Origin of the sequence: Mesorhizobium sp. (assembly GCF_004962245.1) — a bacterium.
In the GTDB taxonomy this organism is placed as follows: Bacteria; Pseudomonadota; Alphaproteobacteria; order Rhizobiales; family Rhizobiaceae; genus Mesorhizobium.
This window is the reverse complement of record NZ_SUHQ01000032.1, coordinates 50,210-72,418: the sequence shown is the minus strand read 5'-3', so window position 1 is coordinate 72,418 and position 22,209 is coordinate 50,210. Positions and strand designations below refer to the sequence as shown.

20 protein-coding genes are annotated in these 22,209 nt (G+C 62.5%); 12 read left to right on the top strand and 8 right to left on the bottom strand.

All coding sequences use genetic code 11. The annotated features are described in order from the left end of the window. Window positions 1–54 precede the first annotated feature (54 nt). Window positions 55–1,095 (top strand): glutamine synthetase beta-grasp domain-containing protein, encoded by a 1,041-nt coding sequence (locus E5X88_RS27635; RefSeq protein WP_292166957.1) that lies wholly within the window; start codon window positions 55–57, stop codon window positions 1,093–1,095. 170 nt (window positions 1,096–1,265) lie between these two features. Here E5X88_RS27635 and glnA read toward each other — a convergent pair whose 3' ends face one another. Together glnA and E5X88_RS27625 are read right to left on the bottom strand one after the other, a co-directional pair. Further along, entirely contained in the window at window positions 1,266–2,675 is a 1,410-nt protein-coding gene (gene glnA / locus E5X88_RS27630) for a type I glutamate--ammonia ligase (RefSeq protein WP_292166956.1), read from the bottom strand. A 54-nt stretch (window positions 2,676–2,729) separates the two neighbouring features. Continuing rightward, complete coding sequence (locus E5X88_RS27625) at window positions 2,730–3,068, bottom strand: P-II family nitrogen regulator (RefSeq protein WP_006205430.1); 339 nt, start codon at window positions 3,066–3,068, stop codon at window positions 2,730–2,732. A gap of 407 nt (window positions 3,069–3,475) precedes the next feature. Between E5X88_RS27625 and E5X88_RS27620 the strand changes: the two genes are divergently transcribed. Next, window positions 3,476–5,002 carry an NAD(P)H-hydrate dehydratase gene (locus E5X88_RS27620; protein ID WP_292166954.1) on the top strand — a complete coding sequence of 509 codons (1,527 nt, stop codon included), beginning with the start codon at window positions 3,476–3,478 and terminating at the stop codon, window positions 5,000–5,002. A gap of 444 nt (window positions 5,003–5,446) precedes the next feature. Next, window positions 5,447–7,003 (top strand): hypothetical protein, encoded by a 1,557-nt coding sequence (locus E5X88_RS27615; protein ID WP_292166953.1) that lies wholly within the window; start codon window positions 5,447–5,449, stop codon window positions 7,001–7,003. Window positions 7,004–7,039: 36 nt separating this feature from the next. Here the strand turns inward: E5X88_RS27615 and E5X88_RS27610 are convergent, their stop codons facing one another. Beyond that, window positions 7,040–8,572, bottom strand: a complete 1,533-nt coding sequence (locus E5X88_RS27610; protein ID WP_292166952.1) for an acyl-CoA carboxylase subunit beta — start codon at window positions 8,570–8,572, stop codon at window positions 7,040–7,042. A gap of 390 nt (window positions 8,573–8,962) precedes the next feature. Between E5X88_RS27610 and E5X88_RS27605 the strand changes: the two genes are divergently transcribed. Beyond that, window positions 8,963–10,372 (top strand): DEAD/DEAH box helicase, encoded by a 1,410-nt coding sequence (locus E5X88_RS27605; protein ID WP_292166949.1) that lies wholly within the window; start codon window positions 8,963–8,965, stop codon window positions 10,370–10,372. A 110-nt stretch (window positions 10,373–10,482) separates the two neighbouring features. Here the strand turns inward: E5X88_RS27605 and E5X88_RS27600 are convergent, their stop codons facing one another. Both E5X88_RS27600 and E5X88_RS27595 read right to left on the bottom strand, forming a co-directional pair. Continuing rightward, a complete protein-coding gene (locus E5X88_RS27600) occupies window positions 10,483–11,457 on the bottom strand; it encodes an alpha/beta fold hydrolase (RefSeq protein ID WP_292166946.1) in 975 nt (324 codons plus the stop codon). Window positions 11,458–11,556: 99 nt separating this feature from the next. Next, window positions 11,557–12,378 (bottom strand): SDR family oxidoreductase, encoded by an 822-nt coding sequence (locus E5X88_RS27595; RefSeq protein ID WP_292166943.1) that lies wholly within the window; start codon window positions 12,376–12,378, stop codon window positions 11,557–11,559. 213 nt (window positions 12,379–12,591) lie between these two features. Here E5X88_RS27595 and E5X88_RS27590 point away from each other — a divergent pair, with 213 nt between their 5' ends. The 7 genes from E5X88_RS27590 to E5X88_RS27560 all read left to right on the top strand — a co-directional run bounded on the left by E5X88_RS27590 (window position 12,592) and on the right by E5X88_RS27560 (window position 18,056). Beyond that, window positions 12,592–13,626, top strand: coding sequence for a cysteine synthase A (locus E5X88_RS27590; protein ID WP_292166940.1), 1,035 nt, complete (start codon window positions 12,592–12,594; stop codon window positions 13,624–13,626). After that, complete coding sequence (locus E5X88_RS27585; protein ID WP_292166937.1) at window positions 13,626–14,369, top strand: alanyl-tRNA editing protein; 744 nt, start codon at window positions 13,626–13,628, stop codon at window positions 14,367–14,369. The genes E5X88_RS27590 and E5X88_RS27585 overlap by 1 nt, the downstream gene beginning before the upstream one ends. Window positions 14,370–14,408: 39 nt before the next feature. Beyond that, window positions 14,409–15,260, top strand: coding sequence for a 3-mercaptopyruvate sulfurtransferase (gene sseA, locus E5X88_RS27580; RefSeq protein ID WP_292166934.1), 852 nt, complete (start codon window positions 14,409–14,411; stop codon window positions 15,258–15,260). Between the two features lie 5 nt (window positions 15,261–15,265). Further along, window positions 15,266–15,829, top strand: coding sequence for a GNAT family N-acetyltransferase (locus tag E5X88_RS27575; RefSeq protein ID WP_145716513.1), 564 nt, complete (start codon window positions 15,266–15,268; stop codon window positions 15,827–15,829). Between the two features lie 100 nt (window positions 15,830–15,929). Next, window positions 15,930–16,487, top strand: coding sequence for an OmpA family protein (locus tag E5X88_RS27570; RefSeq protein ID WP_292166928.1), 558 nt, complete (start codon window positions 15,930–15,932; stop codon window positions 16,485–16,487). 216 nt (window positions 16,488–16,703) lie between these two features. Beyond that, window positions 16,704–17,510 (top strand): 4-hydroxy-tetrahydrodipicolinate reductase, encoded by an 807-nt coding sequence (gene dapB, locus E5X88_RS27565; RefSeq protein ID WP_292166926.1) that lies wholly within the window; start codon window positions 16,704–16,706, stop codon window positions 17,508–17,510. Between the two features lie 78 nt (window positions 17,511–17,588). After that, a complete protein-coding gene (locus E5X88_RS27560) occupies window positions 17,589–18,056 on the top strand; it encodes a DUF1203 domain-containing protein (protein WP_292166981.1) in 468 nt (155 codons plus the stop codon). A 232-nt stretch (window positions 18,057–18,288) separates the two neighbouring features. Here the strand turns inward: E5X88_RS27560 and E5X88_RS27555 are convergent, their stop codons facing one another. Together E5X88_RS27555 and ald are read right to left on the bottom strand one after the other, a co-directional pair. After that, window positions 18,289–19,581, bottom strand: a complete 1,293-nt coding sequence (locus tag E5X88_RS27555) for an outer membrane beta-barrel protein (protein ID WP_292166925.1) — start codon at window positions 19,579–19,581, stop codon at window positions 18,289–18,291. A gap of 202 nt (window positions 19,582–19,783) precedes the next feature. Then, window positions 19,784–20,899 carry an alanine dehydrogenase gene (ald, locus tag E5X88_RS27550; protein WP_292166923.1) on the bottom strand — a complete coding sequence of 372 codons (1,116 nt, stop codon included), beginning with the start codon at window positions 20,897–20,899 and terminating at the stop codon, window positions 19,784–19,786. A 156-nt stretch (window positions 20,900–21,055) separates the two neighbouring features. Here ald and E5X88_RS27545 point away from each other — a divergent pair, with 156 nt between their 5' ends. Beyond that, entirely contained in the window at window positions 21,056–21,529 is a 474-nt protein-coding gene (locus E5X88_RS27545; RefSeq protein WP_023675099.1) for an Lrp/AsnC family transcriptional regulator, read from the top strand. Here E5X88_RS27545 and E5X88_RS27540 read toward each other — a convergent pair. Then, window positions 21,526–22,185, bottom strand: coding sequence for a 5-formyltetrahydrofolate cyclo-ligase (locus tag E5X88_RS27540; RefSeq protein ID WP_292166921.1), 660 nt, complete (start codon window positions 22,183–22,185; stop codon window positions 21,526–21,528). The two genes, E5X88_RS27545 and E5X88_RS27540, sit on opposite strands and share 4 nt — an antisense overlap. Between the last annotated feature and the right edge of the window lie 24 nt (window positions 22,186–22,209).

Sequence of the window (22,209 nt, the reverse complement as noted above, 5' to 3'; positions counted from 1 at the left end):
CCGGCACGCTGGCGCCGTCCAGGGTTCGGTGATCAAAGCAAACGAGAGGCTAGAATGACGAAGTACAAACTCGAGTATATTTGGCTCGATGGATACACCCCGGTCCCCAATCTCCGTGGAAAGACGCAGATCAAGGAATTCGCTGAATTTCCGACGCTTGAGCAGCTTCCGCTGTGGGGCTTCGATGGTTCTTCGACGATGCAGGCCGAGGGCCACAGCTCCGACTGCGTCCTGAAGCCGGTCGCCGTCTATCCGGATCCGGCCCGCACCAGTGGCGTGCTCGTCATGTGCGAAGTGATGATGCCGGACGGCGCGACGCCGCATGTTTCCAACAAGCGCGCCACCATCCTGGATGACGAGGGCGCCTGGTTCGGCTTCGAGCAGGAGTATTTCTTCTACAAGGACGGCCGCCCGCTCGGCTTCCCCGAGAGCGGTTACCCTGCGCCGCAGGGCCCGTACTACACCGGCGTCGGCTACAGCAACGTCGGCAGCATCGCCAGGCAGATCGTCGAGGAGCATCTCGACCAGTGCCTTGCCGCCGGCATCAACCATGAAGGCATCAACGCCGAAGTGGCCAAGGGCCAGTGGGAATTCCAGATTTTCGGCAAGGGCTCCAAGAAGGCCGCCGACCAGATGTGGATGGCCCGCTACCTGATGCAGCGCCTCACCGAGAAATACGGCATCGACATCGAATACCACTGCAAACCCCTCGGCGACACCGACTGGAACGGTTCCGGCATGCACGCCAACTTCTCGACCGCCCATTTGCGCGAGGTCGGCGGCAAGGACTATTTCGAGGCGCTGATGGCCGCCTTCGACAAGAACCTGATGGATCACATCGCCGTCTACGGACCGGACAACGACAAACGTTTGACTGGCAAGCATGAGACCGCGCCATGGAACAGGTTCAGCTATGGCATCGCCGACCGTGGCGCCTCGATCCGCGTGCCTCATTCCTTCGTCAACAATGGCTACAAAGGTTATCTTGAGGATCGCCGCCCGAACTCGCAGGGCGACCCCTACCAGATCGCTTCCCAGATCCTGAAGACGATCGCCTCGGTCCCGGTCAGCGCCCAGGTTTCGGCCGCCGCTTGAGCATTCGTCGCGGCGTAGGCCTTGGTGTCTGCGCCGTGCCTCGCTCCGTTGGGTTGGCGTTTTGCCGAAGGACGACAATACCAACTGCCTGATTGAGTATTCTCCATCCCAAACAAAAAACCCCGCCGGATCACTCCGGCGGGGTTTTGTTTGTCCGTTGGCCGATCTGATCAGACCGAATAATACATGTCGTATTCGACCGGATGCGGGGTCATTTCGAAGCGCATCACTTCGGCCATCTTGAGCTCGATGTAGCTGTCGATCTGGTCATCGTCGAACACCCCGCCGGCTTTCAGGAAGCCGCGGTCCTTGTCGAGGTTCTGGAGAGCCTCGCGCAGTGAGCCGCAGACGGTCGGGATCTTCTTCAGTTCCTTCGGCGGCAGGTCGTAGAGGTCCTTGTCCATCGGCTGGCCGGGATGGATCTTGTTCTTGATACCGTCGAGACCCGCCATCAACATGGCGGCAAAGGCGAGGTAGGGGTTCGCGCCCGGATCGGGGAAGCGGACCTCGACGCGCTTGGCCTTCGGCGACGAGCCGAACGGAATGCGGCAGGAGGCAGAGCGGTTGCGCGCTGAATAGGCGAGCAGAACCGGCGCTTCATAGCCGGGCACCAGACGCTTGTAGGAGTTGGTCAGCGGGTTGGTGAAGGCGTTGATGGCCTTGGCGTGCTTGATGATGCCGCCGATGTAGAACAGGCAGCTCTCCGACAGGCCGGCATATTCATTGCCGGCGAAGGTCGGCTTGCCGCCCTTCCAGATCGACTGGTGGACATGCATGCCCGAGCCGTTGTCGCCGAAGACCGGCTTCGGCATGAAGGTGGCCGTCTTGCCATAGGCATTGGCGACCTGGTGCACGACATACTTGTAGATCAGCATCTTGTCGGCGTTGCGGACCAGCGTGTCGAACTTGATGCCGAGCTCGTGCTGGGCAGCGGCCACTTCGTGGTGATGCTTTTCGACACGCACGCCCATTTCGGCGAGCACGGTCAGCATTTCCGAGCGCATGTCCTGCGCCGAGTCGATCGGCGGCACCGGGAAATAGCCGCCCTTGGTCCGCGGACGGTGGCCGAGATTGCCGGTCTCGTAGTCGGTGTCGTCGTTGGACGGCAATTCGGTGGAGTCGAGCTTGAAGCCGGTGTTGTACGGGTCGGCCTTGTACTTGACGTCGTCGAACACGAAGAATTCGGCTTCCGGACCGACGAAGATCTGATCGCCGATGCCCTCCGCCTTCATGTAGGCTTCGGCCTTCTTGGCGGTGCCGCGCGGGTCGCGGTTGTAGGATTCTCCGGAAATCGGATCGAGAATGTCGCACAGGATGACCATGGTCGACTGTGCGAAGAACGGGTCCATATGCACCGTCTCGGTATCGGGCATCAGCACCATGTCGGACTCGTTGATTGCCTTCCAGCCGGCGATGGAGGATCCGTCGAACATGACGCCGTCGGCAAACATGTCTTCCTCGACCTCGACGACGTCCATCGTCACGTGCTGCAGCTTGCCCTTCGGATCGGTGAAGCGCAGGTCGACGAATTTCACGTCGTTGTCCTTGATCTGCTTCATGATGTCTTTGGCTGTCGTCATGTCATGTATCCCTGTGTGATGACGTTTCGAGGAGATGATCTGAAATCAGAAACCTCAGACCGCGTCCATCCCTGTTTCGCCGGTGCGGATGCGCACGACTTCCTCGATGTTGGAAACGAAGATCTTGCCGTCGCCGATGCGGCCAGTCTGGGCCGCCTTGCGAATGGCTTCGATCGCGCCTTCGACTGCGTCGTCGCCGAGCACGACCTCGATTTTCACCTTGGGCAGAAAATCGACAACATATTCGGCGCCGCGATAGAGTTCGGTATGGCCCTTCTGGCGGCCAAAACCCTTGGCCTCCGTAACGGTGATGCCTTGCAGCCCGGCCTCCTGAAGCGCTTCCTTCACTTCGTCTAGCTTGAACGGCTTGATGATCGCTTCGATCTTTTTCATGTAAAAAGTGGCCTCCACTGCCAAAAAAGACGGGTTGTGAGCCCCGCTTGCGCCTCCTTCAAGCACGAACTGTGCCAATTTGAGGGGATTCGAAGCGGTATCACGCGATTTCGGTGCCATGCCGCGTTGGGACGTAAATTCGCGTCATTCGCTGCGTTGGATGCGTCATGGGCACTGGGAACCTACACAGTGTCAGCCCTTCCGTCCGCACAATAATTAGGCAGATAGCGCACTTCGCAGGCAATTGTGCGTGGACGATGCCGTTGTCCCCAACGATGTGCTCGCAGGTCGCGCCATCTCGTCACCGTTTGCTTCGAACCGAAAACTGGACAATGTTTGCCCAGGACAAGGATCGGGGTTCTGACCAGAACAAGGATCGGGCTTGAGCCAATGCGGATCGGCAACCCATGAGCAATGAACTTCTATCTCCGGCCGAAATGGGCGAGGCTGATCGGCTGGCAATCGCCACTGGCCCGCTGGCCGGCATAGACCTTATGCGCAACGCCGGTGCGGCGGTCGCCTCGGTGGTGCTCAGGCGTTATCCGGCGGCAGCTGTCCACGTGCTTTGTGGTCCCGGCAACAACGGTGGCGACGGCTACGTCGTGGCCAGCTTGCTGCATGATAGCGGCGTCGACGTAACCATGTGGACGTCCGGCTCGCCCAGGGCCGGCAGCGATGCGGCACTCGCCGCTTCGGAATGCCCGGTTGAACCCAGGCCGCTGTCGGCGTTTGCCACCAAAGCGGGCGCGATCGTGGTCGACGCGCTTTATGGGGCAGGGCTGTCCAAGCCGCTGGCCGGCGATGCCGCCAGGGCGGTCGAGGTTGCGACAGAACTGAACCTGCCTGTCATCGCGGTCGATCTGCCCTCAGGCGTGTCGGGTGAGAGCGGCCAAAGTCTCGGCCAGGCATTCCGCGCCCGGATCACGGTGACGTTCGCGCGAAAAAAGCCCGGCCATCTGCTGTTGCCGGGGCGCGAGATGTGCGGCGAGCTAGTGCTCGCCGACATCGGCATAGGCGACGGCATCATTGCGCAGCTTGAACCGCGGACCTTCGAGAACACTCAGTCGCTTTGGATAGGGAATTTCCCGGTCCCAGTCGTCGACGCCCATAAATACAGGCGCGGCCATGTCGGCGTCTTTTCCGGCGGGCCGTCGGCGACGGGTGCTGCACGGCTGTCGGCGCTTGCTGCGGCCAGAAGCGGGGCGGGGGCGGTGACCGTGCTGTCGCCTGCGAATGGGCTGCAAGTGAATGCCGCGCACCTGACCTCGATCATGCTGCGCAAGGCCGACAGCATCGCGGACGTACAGGAATTCATCGGCGGCCGCCGGCCGTCGGCCTTCGTCCTCGGACCCGGATTTGGAGTCGGTGAAAAAGCCCGCGATTTTGGCCTTGCGGTGTTGGGCGCCGAACAGCGGCAGGACGGCCGCATCGATGGACTGGTGCTCGATGCCGACGGCATCACCGCGTTTCGCGAGGCGCCGAACATTTTGTTCGAAGCTGCCCGTCATCCGAACGCGCCGGCGCTGGTGCTGACGCCGCATGAGGGCGAATTCGCCAGGCTGTTTGCGGACATCGCCGGAGACAAGAACCTGTCCAAGCTGGCCAAGGCGCGCACTGCCGCCAAGCGCGCCGGCGCCATCGTCGTCTACAAGGGCGCGGACACGGTGATCGCGGCACCCGATGGCAGAGCGGCGATCAACGGCAATGGCGCGCCATGGCTGGCCACCGCCGGTTCCGGCGACGTGCTGTCGGGCATCATTGCCGGCCTCATGGCGCAAGGCATGCCGGGTTTCGAAGCCGCCTGCGCGGCGGTCTGGATTCACGCCGAGGCCGGCCGTCGTTTTGGACCTGGGCTGATCGCCGAAGACCTGCCGCTGGCGCTGGTGCCGGTGCTGCGCGAACTTGCCGAAACCCGTAACGGGGCGGCCCCTTGATGAACCGCCGGTTCGCGCTGCTTGTCGCAATCTTCGTCGCCATTTTCATGGCGCAAACCGCGCGCGCCGAAGGTCCGGTGACCATCGTCGATAACCCGGCCGTGCTCGCCGCCCTCGACGCCAAGGGTTTTGACTTCGCCGGCATTTTCGGTGTCGATGGCAAGGGCGACCTGAAGACGCTCTACGACAAGGCACAGGCCTATCGCGCGATCGTCGAAACGGTTGCCGGCGATGTCGCTGCGCTGCGGACCGAGATGAAGGCTGGCGGGCGACCGCTCTACGAAGTCACCGACGGCAATGTTGGCCGCATCATGGACATGCGCTGGCTGAAGACCGACGCTGCGCGCTTCCGGCTGGTCGGCGTCGTCAACCGGCTCGATCGGCGTGATTTCACCGAAATACGAGGCGACGGGCGCTGCGGCGAGGTGCGTTTCATCTATCGCCTTGCCTACAGCTTCAAGAAAAACGGCAAGGTTCTGGCTTCGCCTGCCGTTCAATTTCAACGCCGTCTACAACGCCGCGCCGGACGCCGATGGCGGCTGCGTTGGCGTTGCCGGGCGCTGGACGCCACAGATCGACGAGACCGTCGATGCCGGCTGGCTCTTCGGCGGGCCGCTGGAAAAAGCCGGGCTGGCCTTCAAGCAGCTTGAGCTCAACGCCCAGATGGTGCGCTTTCCCTCCGGCCAGGAGACCGAATTCGGCGGGCAGGCTGCCTATCTCATGCGGATTTTCGGTATCGATGGAGAGACGATCAGCGAGAAGCCGCTGGAAAACACGCCCGACACGACGCGGCTTGCCCAAGACGCCGTGCTGAAAGCGAAACTCGCCGGCTATATCAGCGCCAATCTCTCGGCAGTCGACCTCGGCGTCTATGAAATCCCCGATGAATTCCTGGCGAAGAAGGTCATCTCGTGGTCGACCTTCGGCAGCGCAAGGCAGGCCAATCACCCGTTTACGCCCTTGTTCCAGCCCGCGGATTTTTCCGGGCTCGACTATTCAGCGTTGAAGCTGGTGCGCACGCCGGAAGCGCTGGTCGAGCGGCTGGATAACGGCGCCTGCCAGGGTTGTCATCAGGCGGGTTCGACCGCCGGTTTCCATTTCATCGGCCTCGATGACAAGACGACGTCACCGCTGAACCGCATCGAGGTCGGCATCTCGCCGCATCTTCATGCCGAGATGCCGCGGCGCGAAGCCTGGCTGCGCGCGACCGCCGAGGGCAAGGAGCCGAACCGCTTCCGCCCGCTCTCCTTCGCGCCGCCGGCTAATTGGAAGGTTGCCGGCGAGGTCGCCTACGTGCCGGCCGGGATAGCGATGCCGTGTCTGATGCCGGAGGACGCGGCCCGCTTCGGCGCGACCTGGCAGTGCGGCGGTGGCACCATTTGCGCGCCGCTGGCTACCGCTTCAGGCGTGCGGACGAAACTGGCGCAATGCCTGTTACCCAAGGACAGCGGAAAGATGTTCTCTGGCCATCCATGCCTGACCGGCTCGATCGCCAGTAACCCGGCGCAGCCGTTCAACGACCGCTATAGCATATCAGGCCAGTTCGCGGCCTTCGCGCCTGACATTTCGCGCACCGCCTACACTTGCCGCCCGCCGAAGATCGGCGTGCCGGCCGGCATCGCCTATCGCGGCTGCGACGACAAGGACCGCGCCTTTGCCGCCTTCAAGCCGGGCAAGCCGATACCGAGCGAGATCTGCGGGCTGGTCGGCGGGAAAAAATTCGACACCTGCGTGGCGACCAACAATTTCGACCAGTGCCTCGGCGGCGCGGTCAACCGCGGCAACCGGCTGGCCTGCTCGGCCGATCGTTTCTGCCGCGAGGATTATATGTGCCAGTCGCTGCCGCCCGACACGCCTGGCATTGGCAAAGTGAAAGGTATCGGCTTCTGCTCGCCGACCTACTTCATTTTCCAGATGCGCATAGACAATCATGCGACACCCTGGGCGGGCGCTGTCCGCGCCACGATGGGGGCGGGGTTTGGCGCGGCGGAAGCGGAGTGAGCTTTCGCTGCTGCCGCTTTCTCGCTGTCAACAATGTCACAACGGAATGTTGTCGTGCTTCTTCCAGGGGTTCTGCATATCCTTGTTGCGCAGCATGCGGAGCGCGCGCGCGATGCGGCGCCGGGTCGAGTGGGGCATGATCACCTCATCGACATAGCCGCGTTCGGCGGCGACGAAGGGTGACAGGAAGCGATCCTCGTAAGCCTTTGTATGCGCTGCTATTTTCTCTGCGTCGCCGATGTCTTTCCGATAGATGATCTCGACCGCGCCCCTGGCGCCCATCACCGCGATCTGCGCCGTCGGCCAGGCATAGTTCATGTCACCGCGCAGATGCTTTGACGCCATCACGTCATAAGCGCCGCCATAGGCCTTCCGGGTGATGACAGTGATCTTCGGAACGGTCGCCTCGGCATAGGCGAACAAAAGCTTGGCGCCATGCTTGATCAGCCCGCCATATTCCTGCGCGGTGCCGGGCAGGAAGCCCGGAACGTCGACGAAGGTGACGATCGGAATCGAGAAACAATCGCAGAAGCGCACGAACCGCGCCGCCTTGCGGCTGGCATCGGAATCGAGCACGCCGGCCAGCACCATCGGCTGGTTGGCGACGAAGCCGACCGTGCGGCCTTCGACGCGCCCGAAGCCGGTGACGATGTTTTTCGCAAAATTCTGCTGGATCTCGAAGAAGTCACCCTCGTCGGCAACTTTAAGGATCAACTCCTTGATATCGTATGATTTGTTGGCGTTGTCGGGGATCAGCCGATCGAGCGACAGATCGTGATCGGTGACCGACTGGTAGCATTCGATCTCAGGGATATCAGCCGTGTTGGAGGCAGGCAGCAGATCGACCAGCCGGCGCATCTGCAGCAGCGCCTCGACGTCGTTGTCGTAGGCGCCATCGGCGATCGAGGACTTCGTCGTGTGGACGGAGGCGCCGCCGAGGCTCTCGGCCGTCACCGTCTCGTTGGTGACGGTCTTCACCACGTCCGGCCCGGTGACGAACATGTAGGAGGTGTCGCGCACCATGAAGATGAAGTCGGTCATCGCCGGCGAATAGACGTCGCCGCCGGCGCAAGGACCCATGATCAGTGAAATCTGCGGGATGACGCCGGAGGCGAGCACATTGCGCTGGAAAATCTCGGCATAGCCGCCAAGTGCTGCCACGCCTTCCTGGATGCGGGCGCCGCCGGCGTCGTAGAGGCCGATGATCGGCGCGCGGTTGCGCAACGCCATCTCCTGCACCTTGACCACTTTTTCGGCATGCGCTTCGGAAAGCGAGCCGCCGAACACGGTAAAATCCTTGGCGAAGACATAGACCGGCCGGCCGTTGACGGTGCCCCAGCCGGTGACGACGCCGTCGCCGGCGATCTTGGTCTTCTCCATGCCGAAATCGGTCGAGCGGTGTTCGACATACATGTCGAACTCCTCGAATGAGCCCTCGTCGAGAAAGACGTCGATGCGTTCGCGTGCGGTGAGCTTGCCTTTCTTGTGCTGGGCGTCGATGCGGGCCTGGCCGCCGCCCATGCGCGCCATGTCGCGGCGGCGCTCGAGTTCTTTCAGCACGTCCTTCATCGGTCGATCCCCAAAACGGAAAGCTGACTTGTGGTAATCATGCCGGCAGGGGAGCGCAAGCGCCGCTTCGCCACGGCTTTTCGCTGCGCTGCAACATGAGGCCTCTTGCATTCCGTAGCGAACTGCGCCATATGCGGCGACATAGGCGCTTGGGCCGGGAGTATCCGGCCTTCTCGATGAATGAGACCGGTTGCGTCTGTTTTCCCTCTTTCCGACATATCGGCAAGGCGGCGAAAAAGCCCCGTGGCATGATGCCTGCGGGCACGACAGCGCAGCCGTGCGGACGACAACGTCCGCCGCCTTGTCGTTTCATGACAGTTTTTTCGACGGCAGGTTGCGCCCTGCCGCCATCGATGTTTGCGGCCAGGAGCCGCGTGAAAGAAGAATATTTTGATCAACGAAAACACTTTGCCCGGTACAGACGCCGGGGAACTCTCCGGTTTCGCAGCACTTGGAATTACGGGCGCGCTGCTCAAGGCCACCAATGCCGCCGGCTTCACCGATCCGAAGCCGATCCAGGCCCAGGCGATCCCGCCGCAGCTCGAAGGCCGTGACATTTTCGGCATCGCCCAGACCGGTTCCGGCAAGACCGCGGCGTTCGCGCTGCCGATCCTGTCGAAGATCATCGCGCTTGGCACCAAGCGCCGGCCGAAGACCGCTCGTGCGCTGATCCTGGCGCCGACGCGAGAACTCGCCGTGCAGATCGAAGAGATGATCAAGCTGCTCGCCAAGGGCGCGCATGTCTCGACAGCACTGGTGCTTGGCGGCGTCTCGCGCTTTAGCCAGGTAAAAAAGATCGCTCCCGGCGTCGACATCCTTATCGCCACGCCCGGCCGGCTGACCGATCTGGTGCGTGAGGGCGATCTCGTGCTTGCCGACACCAAATGGCTGGTGCTGGACGAAGGCGACCGCATGCTCGACATGGGCTTCATCAACGACGTCAAGCGTATCGCCAGGGCGACCGCGCCGGACCGTCAGACGGTGCTGTTCTCGGCGACCATGCCGGCCGAAATCGCTGAACTGGCGAAAGGCCTGTTGAAGAATCCGATTCGCGTCGAAGTGGCGCCCCACAGCACCGCGGCGGCCGAGATCGTGCAGGGCGTCGTGTTTGCCCGCACCAAGCAGAAGCGCCAGGTGCTGTCGACGATGCTCGCCGACGAGGCGATGAAGTCCGTCATCATCTTTTCGCGCACCAAGCATGGCGCCGACCGGGTGACCAAGGACCTCGAGCGCGACGGCTTCAAGGCCGCCGTCATCCACGGCAACAAGTCGCAGAACGCCCGCCAGAAGGCGCTGAACGATTTCCGCGAGGGTTCGGTGCGTATTCTTGTGGCGACCGATATTGCTGCGCGCGGCATCGACGTGCCCGGCATCAGCCATGTGGTGAATTTCGACCTGCCGGACGAGGCGGAGAGCTATGTCCACCGGATCGGCCGTACCGGCCGTAACGGCATGGACGGCATCGCCATCACGCTTTGCGATCCCTCGGAAAACAGCAAGCTGCGCCAGGTCGAGCGTATCATCCGCACCAAGCTGCCGATCGTCGCCGATCATCTCGGAAGCCCCGATCCGCAGCGCAATCCCGCCGAAAAGAACGAACGCTTCGAGCCAGCCAATGATCGCAACGACCGCAATGGCCGTCGCGACGGCAGGCGGCCCGGCGGCCAGAACAACGGCAAAAAGCGTTTTGGCGACAAGCCGGCCTTTGCCGGCGAGCGCAAGCCGGAAGGCGCAAAGCCCTTCAAGGGCAACAACAAGCGCCGCTTCGGCGGTAAGCGGCCCGCGGCACGGGCTGCGTAATCAGACAGCTGCGTCCGGCCGAGCCTGTTAAGCTTGGCCCGAGGCTGACATAGGGCAGGGCGATCGAAGCGGTGCTTCGGTCGCCCTTTTCATTTCATGGCACGCGCCTGCTATTCCGTGAGCGCCCTGACCCACACCACGATCCGCTGCGCGAGGAAAGCGGTGGTCGCTGGCGACAGCGCGTCGCCGGCAATGACGTGGTTGTCCCGATCGCCGGTATCGTCGACCGGCACCAGTTCGTGCGCGGCGCCCCAGCGTCCGGCGATTTCGCGGGTGCGGTCCGGCCGCACGATCTTGTCCGAATCCGAAAAGATGAACAGGGCAGGGATGCTCGCCTTCTCCACCGGGGCGCCATAGGCAAGCTCGGTTAGTGCTACCATCGGCAGCGTCGCCGCGATCGGATAGCGGTAGGTCCAGAATTTCTCGTGCAGCGCATTGCGCGGCACGAAGCTGCGCTCCTTGCCAGAGACCAACTCGGCGATCCCTCGGCCCCAAGGCATGGTCAGGAGTTCGGCGCCGGAAGCCTTGACGCCGAAATTCGGCGAGATGAACGCGATTGCCGCCACCCCGTTCGACCCGCCCGGCTGCGTCGCGGCCCATGTCGCCAGTGAGCCGCCGGTAGAGGTGGCGATGACGATCACCTTGTCGCCGATCGCCCGGCCGATGGCGAGCGCTTCTTCATAATCGTTGATCCAGGCGTTGACGCTGCCTTGCGCCATCGCGGCACCGTCCTGTCCGTGGCCGGTGAGGCGGGTGTAGAAGAGATTGGCGTCGAGTTGGTCGGCCACTTCGTCGGGCAGCGGACGAACCTCACCCTTCGACGCCGAAAAGCCGTGGATATAGACGATCGCGAGCGGCGTCCTGGCATGGATCATCGGATTGGCCCAGATGATTTCCTTCTCCAGCCCGTCGTGGATGCCGGGTACGGCAGCCTCCCTGCGGGCCAGATAGGCTTGCGGGTCATCGCCGATCACGGAAGGATCGAAACGGATCGTCGTATCGGCTTGAACGCGCGGGCCAAGCACGAAGGCCAGGATAAGAATGAGGGCGAGACCCAGTACCGCAAGCACGATCCGTCGCCCCATCGCAAACTCCACGCAACAGTCCTCAACCTATGGCCGCAACTGCAAACACGCAACGGGCCCTCCGCCGGCGACGGCATCGCCAACGTTTGACGAACGGCTCTATTCGCTCGGCGGCTTGCGGTCGAAATTCAGCGGACGTGCCTTCCAGCGGGTCACGGTGCTGATGACCCACCGGCAGAACGGTCTCGGCAGGATTCTGAGCAGCTTCAGGCCCCAACTCAAGCGGCGCGGGAAGGTGACTTCGAAGCCGCCGGATTTGATGCCGCGCGCCATGCGGCGCGAGGCACGATTGACGGGCATCAGCCCAGGCATCGGAAGTAAATTCTTCTCGGTCAGCGGCGTGTCGACGAAGCCCGGGTTCATCACCTGGATGCGGACGTTCATCTTGTCGAAATCGTATTTCAGCGATTCCGCCAGTATGTTGATCGCCGCCTTGGTGCCGCCATAGGCGGCCGTGGTCGGCCAGCCGAAATAGGCGGTCACCGAACCGACCAGGACGATATGGCCACGCGCTCGGATGCGCATGCGTTCAACGACCGGCACCAAGCCGTTGATGACGCCGAAATAATTGACATCGAAGGACTGGCGAAACCCGCGGACGGTAAGGTCCTCGCCGGCGGTCGCAATATAGTTGCCGGCATTGAAGACAGCCAAGACGATCGGGCCGAGATCCTTCTCGATCGCCGCGACCGTCTTTGCCATGCGCTTCTCGTCGGTGACGTCGCAAGGATAGCCCGAGACATGGCCAGGCATCTGCGCCGTTTCGACGATAAGCGAGTCGATCGGATCGTCGTCGAGTGCCGTCACCGCGACGGCATAGCCTTGAGCCGCAAGATCCTTGGCCAGTGAACGGCCGATGCCGCTGCTGCCGCCCGTGATCCAGGCGACGCCGTGCTTCGGGTTGGCCCGATAGAGTGTCATGCTGTGCCCTGCGACTTTTTCTTAGCTGTGCTCTACCGATGAAGAAATCGAATGAAAAGAGTAGTTTTCAGCGCAAGCATCCAAATGAATGCCGGAACGCGACATCTGTTTCGGGAATTGCAATCCCAGAAATGCCGCTGGACCAGACAAATTCTTGCCTTGAAACCGAAGCTTCGGGTTTCTAGGGTTCGCCGCACGCATAAAGGAATCTCCATGCCCCGTTCTGTGATCGACGTGATCGGCAACACGCCCCTGATCCGCCTCAACAAAGCCTCGGAAGAAACCGGCTGCGAGATCCTGGGCAAGGCCGAATTCATGAATCCGGGCCAGTCGGTCAAGGATCGCGCCGGGCTGTTCATCATCCGCGACGCCGAGCAGCGCGGGCTCTTGAGGCCGGGCGGCGTCATCGTAGAGGGGACGGCCGGCAACACCGGCATCGGATTGACACTGGTCGCTAAGGCGCTCGGCTACCGCACCGTGATCGTCATCCCCGATACGCAGAGCCAGGAGAAGAAGGACACGATCAAATTGCTCGGAGCCGAGCTGATCGAGGTTCCGGCGGTACCCTACAAGAACCCCAACAACTATGTGAAACTGTCGGGCCGCCTGGCCGAGCAGATGGCGCGGTCCGAACCGAACGGCGCGATCTGGGCCAATCAGTTCGACAATGTCGCCAACCGTGACGGCCATATCCGCACCACGGCGGAAGAAATCTGGGCCCAGACCGGCGGCAAGATCGACGGTTTCGTCTCGGCGGTCGGCTCCGGCGGAACGCTGGCCGGCGTCGCCTTCGGGCTGAAGGCCAGGAGCAGGACCGTCAAGATCGCGCTCGCCGATCCGCTGGGTGCGGCGCTCTACAGTTTCTACACCAGCGGTGAGCTGAAATCCGAGGGCAGCTCGATCACCGAAGGCATCGGGCAGGGGCGGATCACCGCCAATCTGGAGGGATTCACGCCGGATTTCTCCTTCCAGATTCCGGACGAGGAGGCGCTGCCGATCATCTTCGACTTGATCCAGGAGGAAGGGCTGTGCGTCGGCGGCTCGACCGGCATCAACATTGCCGGCGCGATTCGGCTGGCGCGTGAACTGGGTCCCGGCCACACCATCGTGACCGTGCTTTGCGACTACGGCACACGCTATCAGTCGAAACTGTTCAACCCGGAATTCCTGCGCCAAAAGAAGCTGCCGGTGCCAAGCTGGATGGAACAACGCAGCACAATCCCGGTGCCGTTTGAAAAGGTCGCGTGATGGCGCACAATACGGAAGCGCTGTTTCGCGACGACGCCTATCTCAGGACGGCTGACGCCCTGGTTGTCGCCGTCAACGATCGTGGCGGCGTCATCCTGGACCGGACGATTTTTTATGCCACGTCGGGTGGACAGCCGGGCGATACCGGCACCCTCGAACGCGCCGACGGCAGCCGGATTGCGATTGCTGCCACCATCACCGGCGAGACCAAGGACGAGATCATCCATGTGCCGGCGCCCGAGCACACAGTGCTTGAGGTCGGCGAGCCGGTAAAGCTCGCCATCGATTGGGAGCGGCGGCACTTTCTGATGCGCATGCACGCAGCCTGCCATCTGCTCACCGTCGTCTGCCCGTTCCCGATCACCGGCGCTGCGGTCTCCGAGGACGACAGCCGGGTAGACTTCGACATACCGGATGCCGGCTTCACCAAGGAAGACGTGACGGCCAGGCTGATGGAACTGGTACGGGCCGACCACCCGATCTTCACCCGGCTGATATCAGACGAGGAACTGGCGGCCAATCCGGGACTGGTGAAATCAAAGAATGTGCGGCCGCCCGTGGGCACCGGCAAGATCCGTCTGGTCTGCATCGGCGAGAATGCCTCGATCGACAGCCAGCCGTGCGGCGGCACCCATGTGAAGAGCACCGGCGAAGTCGGCGAGATCCATATCGGCAAGATCGAGAAGAAGGGCCGCGAGAACCGGCGGTTCCGTATCCGCTTTGGACCGATGCCGACGATCTGATAGATAGTACGCCGCCAAGAGGCGGGCAGGAGAAGAAGAATGGCCGAAGACAGCCCTTTCACCGTCGATGCGGATTGGCTGCAGGCGCGCCTTGGCGAGCCGGGCCTGACGATCATCGACGCGTCCTGGTATCTGCCGGCGCAAAAGCGCGACGCGCGCGCCGAGTATGACGCGGCGCACATTCCGGGTGCGCGGTTCCTCGATCAGGATGCGATCTCGGATCCCGATTCCCCCCTGCCGCACACGCTGCCGTCGCCGCAGCATTTCGCCCAGTATGTCGGCGCCATGGGTATCTCGGCCGATGACACCATCGTCGTCTATGATGGTCCGGGCTTCTTCTCGGCCCCGCGCGCTTGGTGGATGTTTCGTGTCATGGGCGTGTTCCAGGTCTATATACTGGATGGCGGCTTCGATCGCTGGAAAGCGGCGGGACGGCCGGTGACGGCGGAGCCGACCAAGATGGCGCCTTGCGTTTTTCATGCCGACTTCGACGCTACTCGCGTCGCCAGCCTTGCCGACATGCGCCGGATCGTCGGGACGAGGGAAAGCCAGGTCGCCGACGCCCGGTCTGCCGGCCGTTTTGCCGGTACCGAGCCGGAACCTCGCGCGGGCATTCGCTCAGGCCATATGCCTGGCGCGCATAATGTGCCGTCCTCGGTGCTTGCTGAAAACGGCGAACTGTTGTCGAAGGACCGCTTGCGCAAAATGATCGAGGACGCTGGCATCGACCTGTCGAAGCCGGTTGTCACCTCGTGCGGTTCAGGCATTACGGCGGCCGCGATCACGCTGGCGCTCGAGACGCTTGGCCATACTGACAACAAGCTCTACGACGGCTCATGGACGGAATGGGGTGGGCTTTCCGATACGCCCGTCGTGACGGGCAAGGACTGACGGTGATGGAGAACGGAGCGCTGGAAGACATCGAGGTCACGGTGACGTTTCTCGAAATGCATGTGCCGCCGGCCTATTCACCGCCGGTGCCCTACAACCGGCAGATCGCGCTGCTGAAGACCAAGGACATTCCGCTGCATTTCTACCGCTACCTGATGGATCGGGTAGGCCGCAAATGGCACTGGGTCAACGTGCTGAGGCTGAGCGACGAGGAGCTTTCTGCGGGCGTCCACCGCGAGGACCGCGACATCAGGGTGCTGTATCTCGATGGCGCGCCGGCCGGCTTCTTCGACCTCAAGCCGCATCTGCCGGAGGAAGTGGAACTCGCCTATTTCGGTATGATGGAGCACGCGACCGGGCAAGGCATCGGTCGCTGGTTCCTGGGTGCGGCGATCGCCGCCGCCTGGTCGCACGGCCCAAGGCGGGTGACGGTGCAGACCTGCACGCTTGATCATCCGGCGGCATTGCCGCTCTACCAGAAACTCGGCTTTGAGCCGGTGGCGCAAAAGAAGGAGATCGTGCATCCAATGGCTTTCGCCGAGCGCGCGGCCAGCGTCATGCGACCGTGATTTTCCCCGAAAGCTGAACCTTTCGTTCATCAAAGCTTCAGCTTGTCTTTGCCATCTTGCCGGCACCATCAATGGGCCGAGGCCCCGAAGGAGAAAAGACATGCTGACCCGACGCACATTTGCCGCTGCGGTTATTGCGGCACTCGCCATGCCGACGCTAGCCGCCGCCCAGGCGACCACGCCGTCGGCCGCGACGATCGAGCGCCAGCTCGAGGCGGCGCCTCGGGTGAAGCTGCGCCCCAATCAGCGCGTCACCATTCGCGAATTCAAGAGGCGGCCGGACCTGCGGCGCATGGCCCGCTCGATCGATATCCAGTCGATCAATTTCGCCTTCGGCTCAGCGGCGATTTCCAGCTCGCAATACGACAAGATCGAAAACATCGCCGATGCGCTTCAGCGCATCCTGCGGCGCGACCCCGGGGCACGCGTGCTGATCGAAGGCCATACCGACGCGGTCGGCTCCTTCCAGTCGAACCAGATCCTGTCGGAACAGCGCGCCGCCTCGCTGAAGCGCACCCTCGTGCGCGAATTTGGCGTGCCGCGTCATGCGCTGGAAACCGTCGGCTACGGCGAGGAGTTCCTGCTGGTGCAGACGCAGAACGAGAATTGGCGCAATCGCCGGGTGACGCTGCGCCGCTTCGACGACTTCATCCGGTAAGACTGTTCAAAATTCTTGTGATCTGACCGTTTGTGCGGCGGTCTGGATCAACACGCCAAACGGAGCCCGGCTTGAATGAGCCGGGCTCTTTCCCTATCGCTGGTCGCTCAAGACCTACCGCATCGGCCGCCCGATGCGTAGCGTCAAACCCTAAGAGCATTCTTCACGCGTCCAAACGGACGTATGATGTTCTAATGGTGATTGGAGGATCAAACGATGGCAATACGGGTGGTGATGGCCGGTGCGACTGGCTGGGTCGGCAAGGCGCTGGTTCCAGCGGTCGGGGCGCAGGGCGACATGACGCTGGCCGGGGCTGTGTCACGCAGCGGCGCTGGTCAGGATTCCGGCCTGCTGGTGGGCTTACCGGCCAATGGTGTTACCGTTTCCGCCTCGCTGGCCGAGGCGCTGGAGGTGCCGTCGGACGTGCTGGTCGACTACACCAAGCCGCACGTGGTGAAGGACCATGCGCTGCTGGCTATCGAAAGGGGACGGCACGTCGTGATCGGCACGTCGGGGCTGGGTGCTGCCGATTTTGCCGAGATCGACGCTGCAGCACGCGCCAATCGCGTCGGCGTCGTTGCGGCCGGCAATTTTTCGATCACCGCCACGCTGATGAAGCGCTTTGCCCTGATGGCGGCGAAATACGTGCCGGATGTCGAGGTTATCGACTATGCCAGCGCCAAGAAGCCCGACGCACCATCCGGCACGGCGCGCGAGCTTGCCGAAGCTCTGGCCGACGTCCGCAAGGCTTCGACCGCGCGGCCGGTCTCGGAGGTCTCCGGTGTACCGGGAACGCGCGGTGCGGCGGTCGGCACGGGTGAGGGGGTTCAGGTGCATGCGCTTCGGCTGCCTTCCTACATCCTGTCCTGCGAGGCGCTGTTCGGCCTGCCCGACGAGCGGCTGACCATTCGCCACGACGCCGGGTCGTCCGCCGCTCCTTACGTGGCGGGTACGCTGCTCGCCATCCGGCGGGTGCAGGAGGTCACCGGGCTGGTGCGAGGCCTCGACGCCTTGATGGACTGATCCAAATTGGCAGGAATCGGGTGGGAGGCGTCGGTGCAGCGGCGTAATTGTCCGGTCGACGACACCGGAGATTTCGCCATGACCATCCAGTTCAAAGCCTTGCCCACGGAAGATGTCAGAGCTTTGCAGCGCGGCGCGCCGGACGCCTATGGCCTGATACCAGAGCGGAAAATATCCGACGGCGACGGCGTGCCTTGCCGCCACTGCCTGAAGAACGTGGCCGCTGGAGAAACCTATCTCATCTTGGCCTACCGGCCATTCCCGGAATTGCAGCCCTATGCCGAGACCGGGCCGATCTTTCTGCACGCCGAGGAATGCGAGCGCGCTGCCGAAGCCGAGGCGCTTCCCCAGATGCTCGAAAGCACCGACTATATCGTGCGCGGCTACGACAAGGACGACCGCATCGTTTATGGCAGCGGCGGCGTCATTCCGACGGGCGCTATAGCGGCGCGGGCCGAGACCTTGTTCGAGCGCGACGACATCGCCTATGTGCATGTCCGCTCCGCGCGCAACAACTGCTACCAGTGCCGGATCGAGCGCGCGTGACGATCCGGGCGGCATTCATCGCAGCTGTCGTACGCTTGTCGCAATGTTGCGTTACGGATTGATCGTCGATCGATTTGCCGACCGCGGATGAACCGGCGGGAAGTCTCGATATCAGAGGAAGCGGGGCTTTGGCTCCGCTTTTTTGTTGCCTGCATTGTCCCGCGGATTTCTTCCGCCCAAAGAAAAAGCCCGCCGGAATGACCGACGGGCTTTGACTGTTGTCTGGACGGTTCTAGTTGAACTTGTACTTCGCACCGATGCGGACGGTGTGGAACGAAGGCGTGGAGGTCACGAAGTCATCAGGGATCGGAAACTCCGACGAGAAATCCTTCTCGGAGAACTGCGAATAACGATATTCGAGGCCGACGGTCACGTTGCTGGACATGGCCGTTTCGAGACCACCACCCACAGAGAAGCCGCTGGAACCCCAATCGGCATTGAGAGGTGCGGGCGCGTCCAGATCGAAATGCTGCCAGCTGTAACCGCCGAGCACATAGGCGAGGGTTGATTCGTTGACCTTCATACCGACACGGCCAAGCACATCGAAACCGTAATCAGTATCCAGATTAATGGACCCGCCCGGGAACTTCAGCTCTGAAGTCATGCCGGAGTAGCGAGCATCAACCATGACGCCTGCCACCCAGCTGCCAAAATCATGGTCATAGCCGACGTTCAATTCGCCGAACACGCCTTCGCCGCCGAGCCCGTTGAACTCGAGGCCAGCCGGGGGAACGTCGATCTGATGCACGGACGCACCCGCACCGGCGGCACCGCCGACGTAGAAGCCTGTCCAGTTGTAGGCAGGGGCTTCAAAGGAGGCGACGCCGCCATTCTGGGCGCCAAAGCGATAGTTGGCCGCAACCTGGAACGTATGCCGCGACGTGTCGAGCTCGAGGGTGCCATCCGGCGCACCGAGATCGGCAAGAAGATCATCCTTGGTGCCGAAGCGGGTGTAGCGATATTCGGTTTTGATGGTCCAATTGCTGTTGACGGCCGTTTCAACGCCAGCGCCGACGAAGTAGCCGCTCTGGTCCCAATCGAAATCAAAACCTGCGTTCGTATCGAGTTTGTATTTCTGCCAGGAATAGCCGCCGAGCACATAGCCCAAGGTGTTTGGCGTCAAGAGATAGCCAGCCCGCAAACCAGCGTCGAAGCCGTAGGTCTCCTGGACCGAAGCATCCAATCCAGCAACGTCGAGCGTGGTTTCAATGTTGCCGACATGGGCGTCCAGAAGTCCGCCGATCAGGAAGCGCGGCGACACCATGTAGTCGTATCCAACGGTCAATTCACCGTAAACGCCTTCACCACCAATGCCATTCAGCGAGAAGCCAGGAAGGAGATCACCGCTGAGTTCGTGGACATTGGCGCCGGCGCCAACGCCAAAGCCGACATAGATGCCGCTCCAGTTGAAGCCCGATGTCTCGACGACCGGCACAACCGCGTCGGCGGCATGGGAAGCCGATCCGAGCGCCAGAACGGAAACTGCGCCAAGAAGAAGAGATTTTGCGAATCTTTTGCTGGTCATTAGCCCCTACCTTTTAAAACCCGATAACCTCCTAGCATCGGCCCATGGCGGAGGCTGTAACAAAAAAGCCACAGAAAAGGCATATTGCACGCAAAACGCGCAAAGCCGTTCAGCCGACCGTAAGCCGTGAAATTGCCTTGTGGAAAAAAGTGAGCCGCCGAGGGTGTCGGCGGCTCTGTCGTGAGAAGAATCGGCGGCGGGTTCAGGCGGCGAGAACGGCCTTCGGCTCGACCAGTTCATAGCCGAGTGCTTCGGCCACCGCGCGGTTGGTGATCTTGCCCTTGTGGACATTGAGGCCGTTGCGCAGATGATGATCGTCGACCAGCGCCTTTAGGCCCTTGTCGGCGAGCTGCAGGCCGTAATGCAGTGTAGCATTGTTGAGCGCATGGGCCGAAGTGACCGGCACCGCGCCCGGCATATTGGCGACGCAATAGTGGATGACGCCGTCGACCTCATAGGTCGGCGCGGCATGAGTTGTGGCGTGCGAGGTCTCGAAGCAGCCGCCCTGGTCGATGGCGACGTCGACCAGCACGGCGCCTTTCTTCATGCCCGACAGCATTTCGCGCGTAACGAGCTTCGGCGCGGCGGCACCCGGGATCAGCACGGCACCGACGACGATGTCGGCTGAAAAACATTCCTCTTCCAGCGCCTCGACAGTCGAGTAGCGGGTGTGGACGCGGCCGCCGAAGATATCGTCGAGCTGGCGCAGGCGCGGGATCGAGCGGTCGATGACGGTGACGTCGGCCCCAAGGCCGGCCGCCATCCGGGCGGCATGCAGGCCGACGACGCCGCCGCCAAGCACCGTGACCTTGCCGGGCAGCACGCCGGGCACGCCGCCGAGCAGCACGCCGCGGCCGCCATTGGCCTTCTGCAGCGCGGTGGCGCCGGCCTGGATCGACAGGCGGCCGGCGACTTCCGACATCGGCGCCAACAGCGGCAGGCCGCCGCGGTCGTCGGTGACCGTCTCGTAGGCGATAGCCGTCACTCCGGAGGCCAGCAGACCCTTGGTCTGCTCCGGATCCGGAGCGAGGTGGAGATAGGTGTAGAGGATCTGGCCGTCGCGGAGCTGGACCCATTCCTCGGGCTGCGGCTCCTTGACTTTGACGATCATGTCGGACTTGGCGAACACGTCGGCGGCCGTCTTGGCGATGGTGGCGCCGGCGGCGCGATAAGCGTTGTCGTCGGCGCCGATGCCGGCGCCGGCTCCGGTCTCGACCAGCACTTCGTGGCCGTGCGCGACATATTCGCGGACCGAGCCTGGCGTCAGGCCGACACGGTACTCATGATTCTTGATTTCCCGGGGGCAGCCGACGCGCATTTTCTTCTCCTGATCCGGCCCTTCCGGGCACGTTCCCTGTTTAGAGACAGTGAACCACGAATCGCCCCGTAAGTGTTTGCGAATACGCTTGCGCTAAAGCCTGTGGCTCGATAATCGTTGCGCAAAACAGCCGGATTGTCGCAGGAATCCCGAAAAATGCCGCTCGACAGGATCGATATCGCTATTCTCGAAACATTGCAGAAGGATGGGCGGATACCCAATGCGGCGCTTGCCGAGAAGGTCGGCCTGTCGCAGTCGGCCTGCTCGCGGCGGCTGGACAATCTGGAGAAATCCGGAACCATCCGCGGCTACCATGCCCGGCTTTCCAACGCGGCCCTCGGCCACCAGATGACGGCGATCGTGCATATATCGCTGTCGGGGCAATTCGAGAAGACTCTGTCGGATTTCGAGGCAGCGATAAAGCGCTGCCCGAATGTCCTGTCCTGCCACCTGATGTCTGGTGAATACGACTACATCCTGCGCATCGCGGCAAAGGACCTCGTCGACTATGAGCGCATCCACAAGGAGTGGCTGTCGGCAATGCCGCATGTGACGAAGATCAATTCGTCCTTCGCCTTGCGCGAGATCGTCGACCGCACGGCCGTGGGGATGAAGCCGGAACTTGCCTAGGCCTTGAACACCTCCGTCACCACCCGGTCCATCGGGATGTCATGCGGCTGCGGGTAGATGGTGGCGATGCGCTGCAGTTCGTAGCCGACACCGATGACCAAAGGCTTGAACGGCATCGCCGCCAGCGTGCGGTCGAAGAAGCCGCCGCCATAGCCCAGGCGATACTGTCCCGGGTCGATGCCGACGATCGGCGAAATGACGATGTCGGGCAGCACCGGATCGCCTTCAGCTGGAATCGGAATATTCCAGACGCCCTTCTCGAGTCGATCGCCCGGTGCGTAGGCGCGGAAGATTAGCGGCCGGCCTTTCTCGACCACAACAGGCAGTGCGGTGCGGCCGCCGCGCGCATTGGTGGAAGCCATCCAAGGGCGCAAATCCGGCTCGCCGCGGAACGGCCAGTAGAGGCTGACCATGCGGCCGGCGATGTCGCCGATCACCGCGTCGAGGCTTTCGGCGATGCGCTGCGACATTGCCGTTCGCGCGTCAGCCGGGACAGCAAGGCGGGCCGCAATCAGCCGCTCGCGCTCGGCCTTGCGCCATCGTTTCACGTCGGACCAGTCGGATAGCGACGCCCGGAATTCCGGGTCGAGCTCGTGCATGAAGCAAGGCGGCGAGGAATATTGTCCCAGACCGTCGTCGTCATGATCGCTATCCAAGTTCCACTCCTGTCGTTGGTTTCG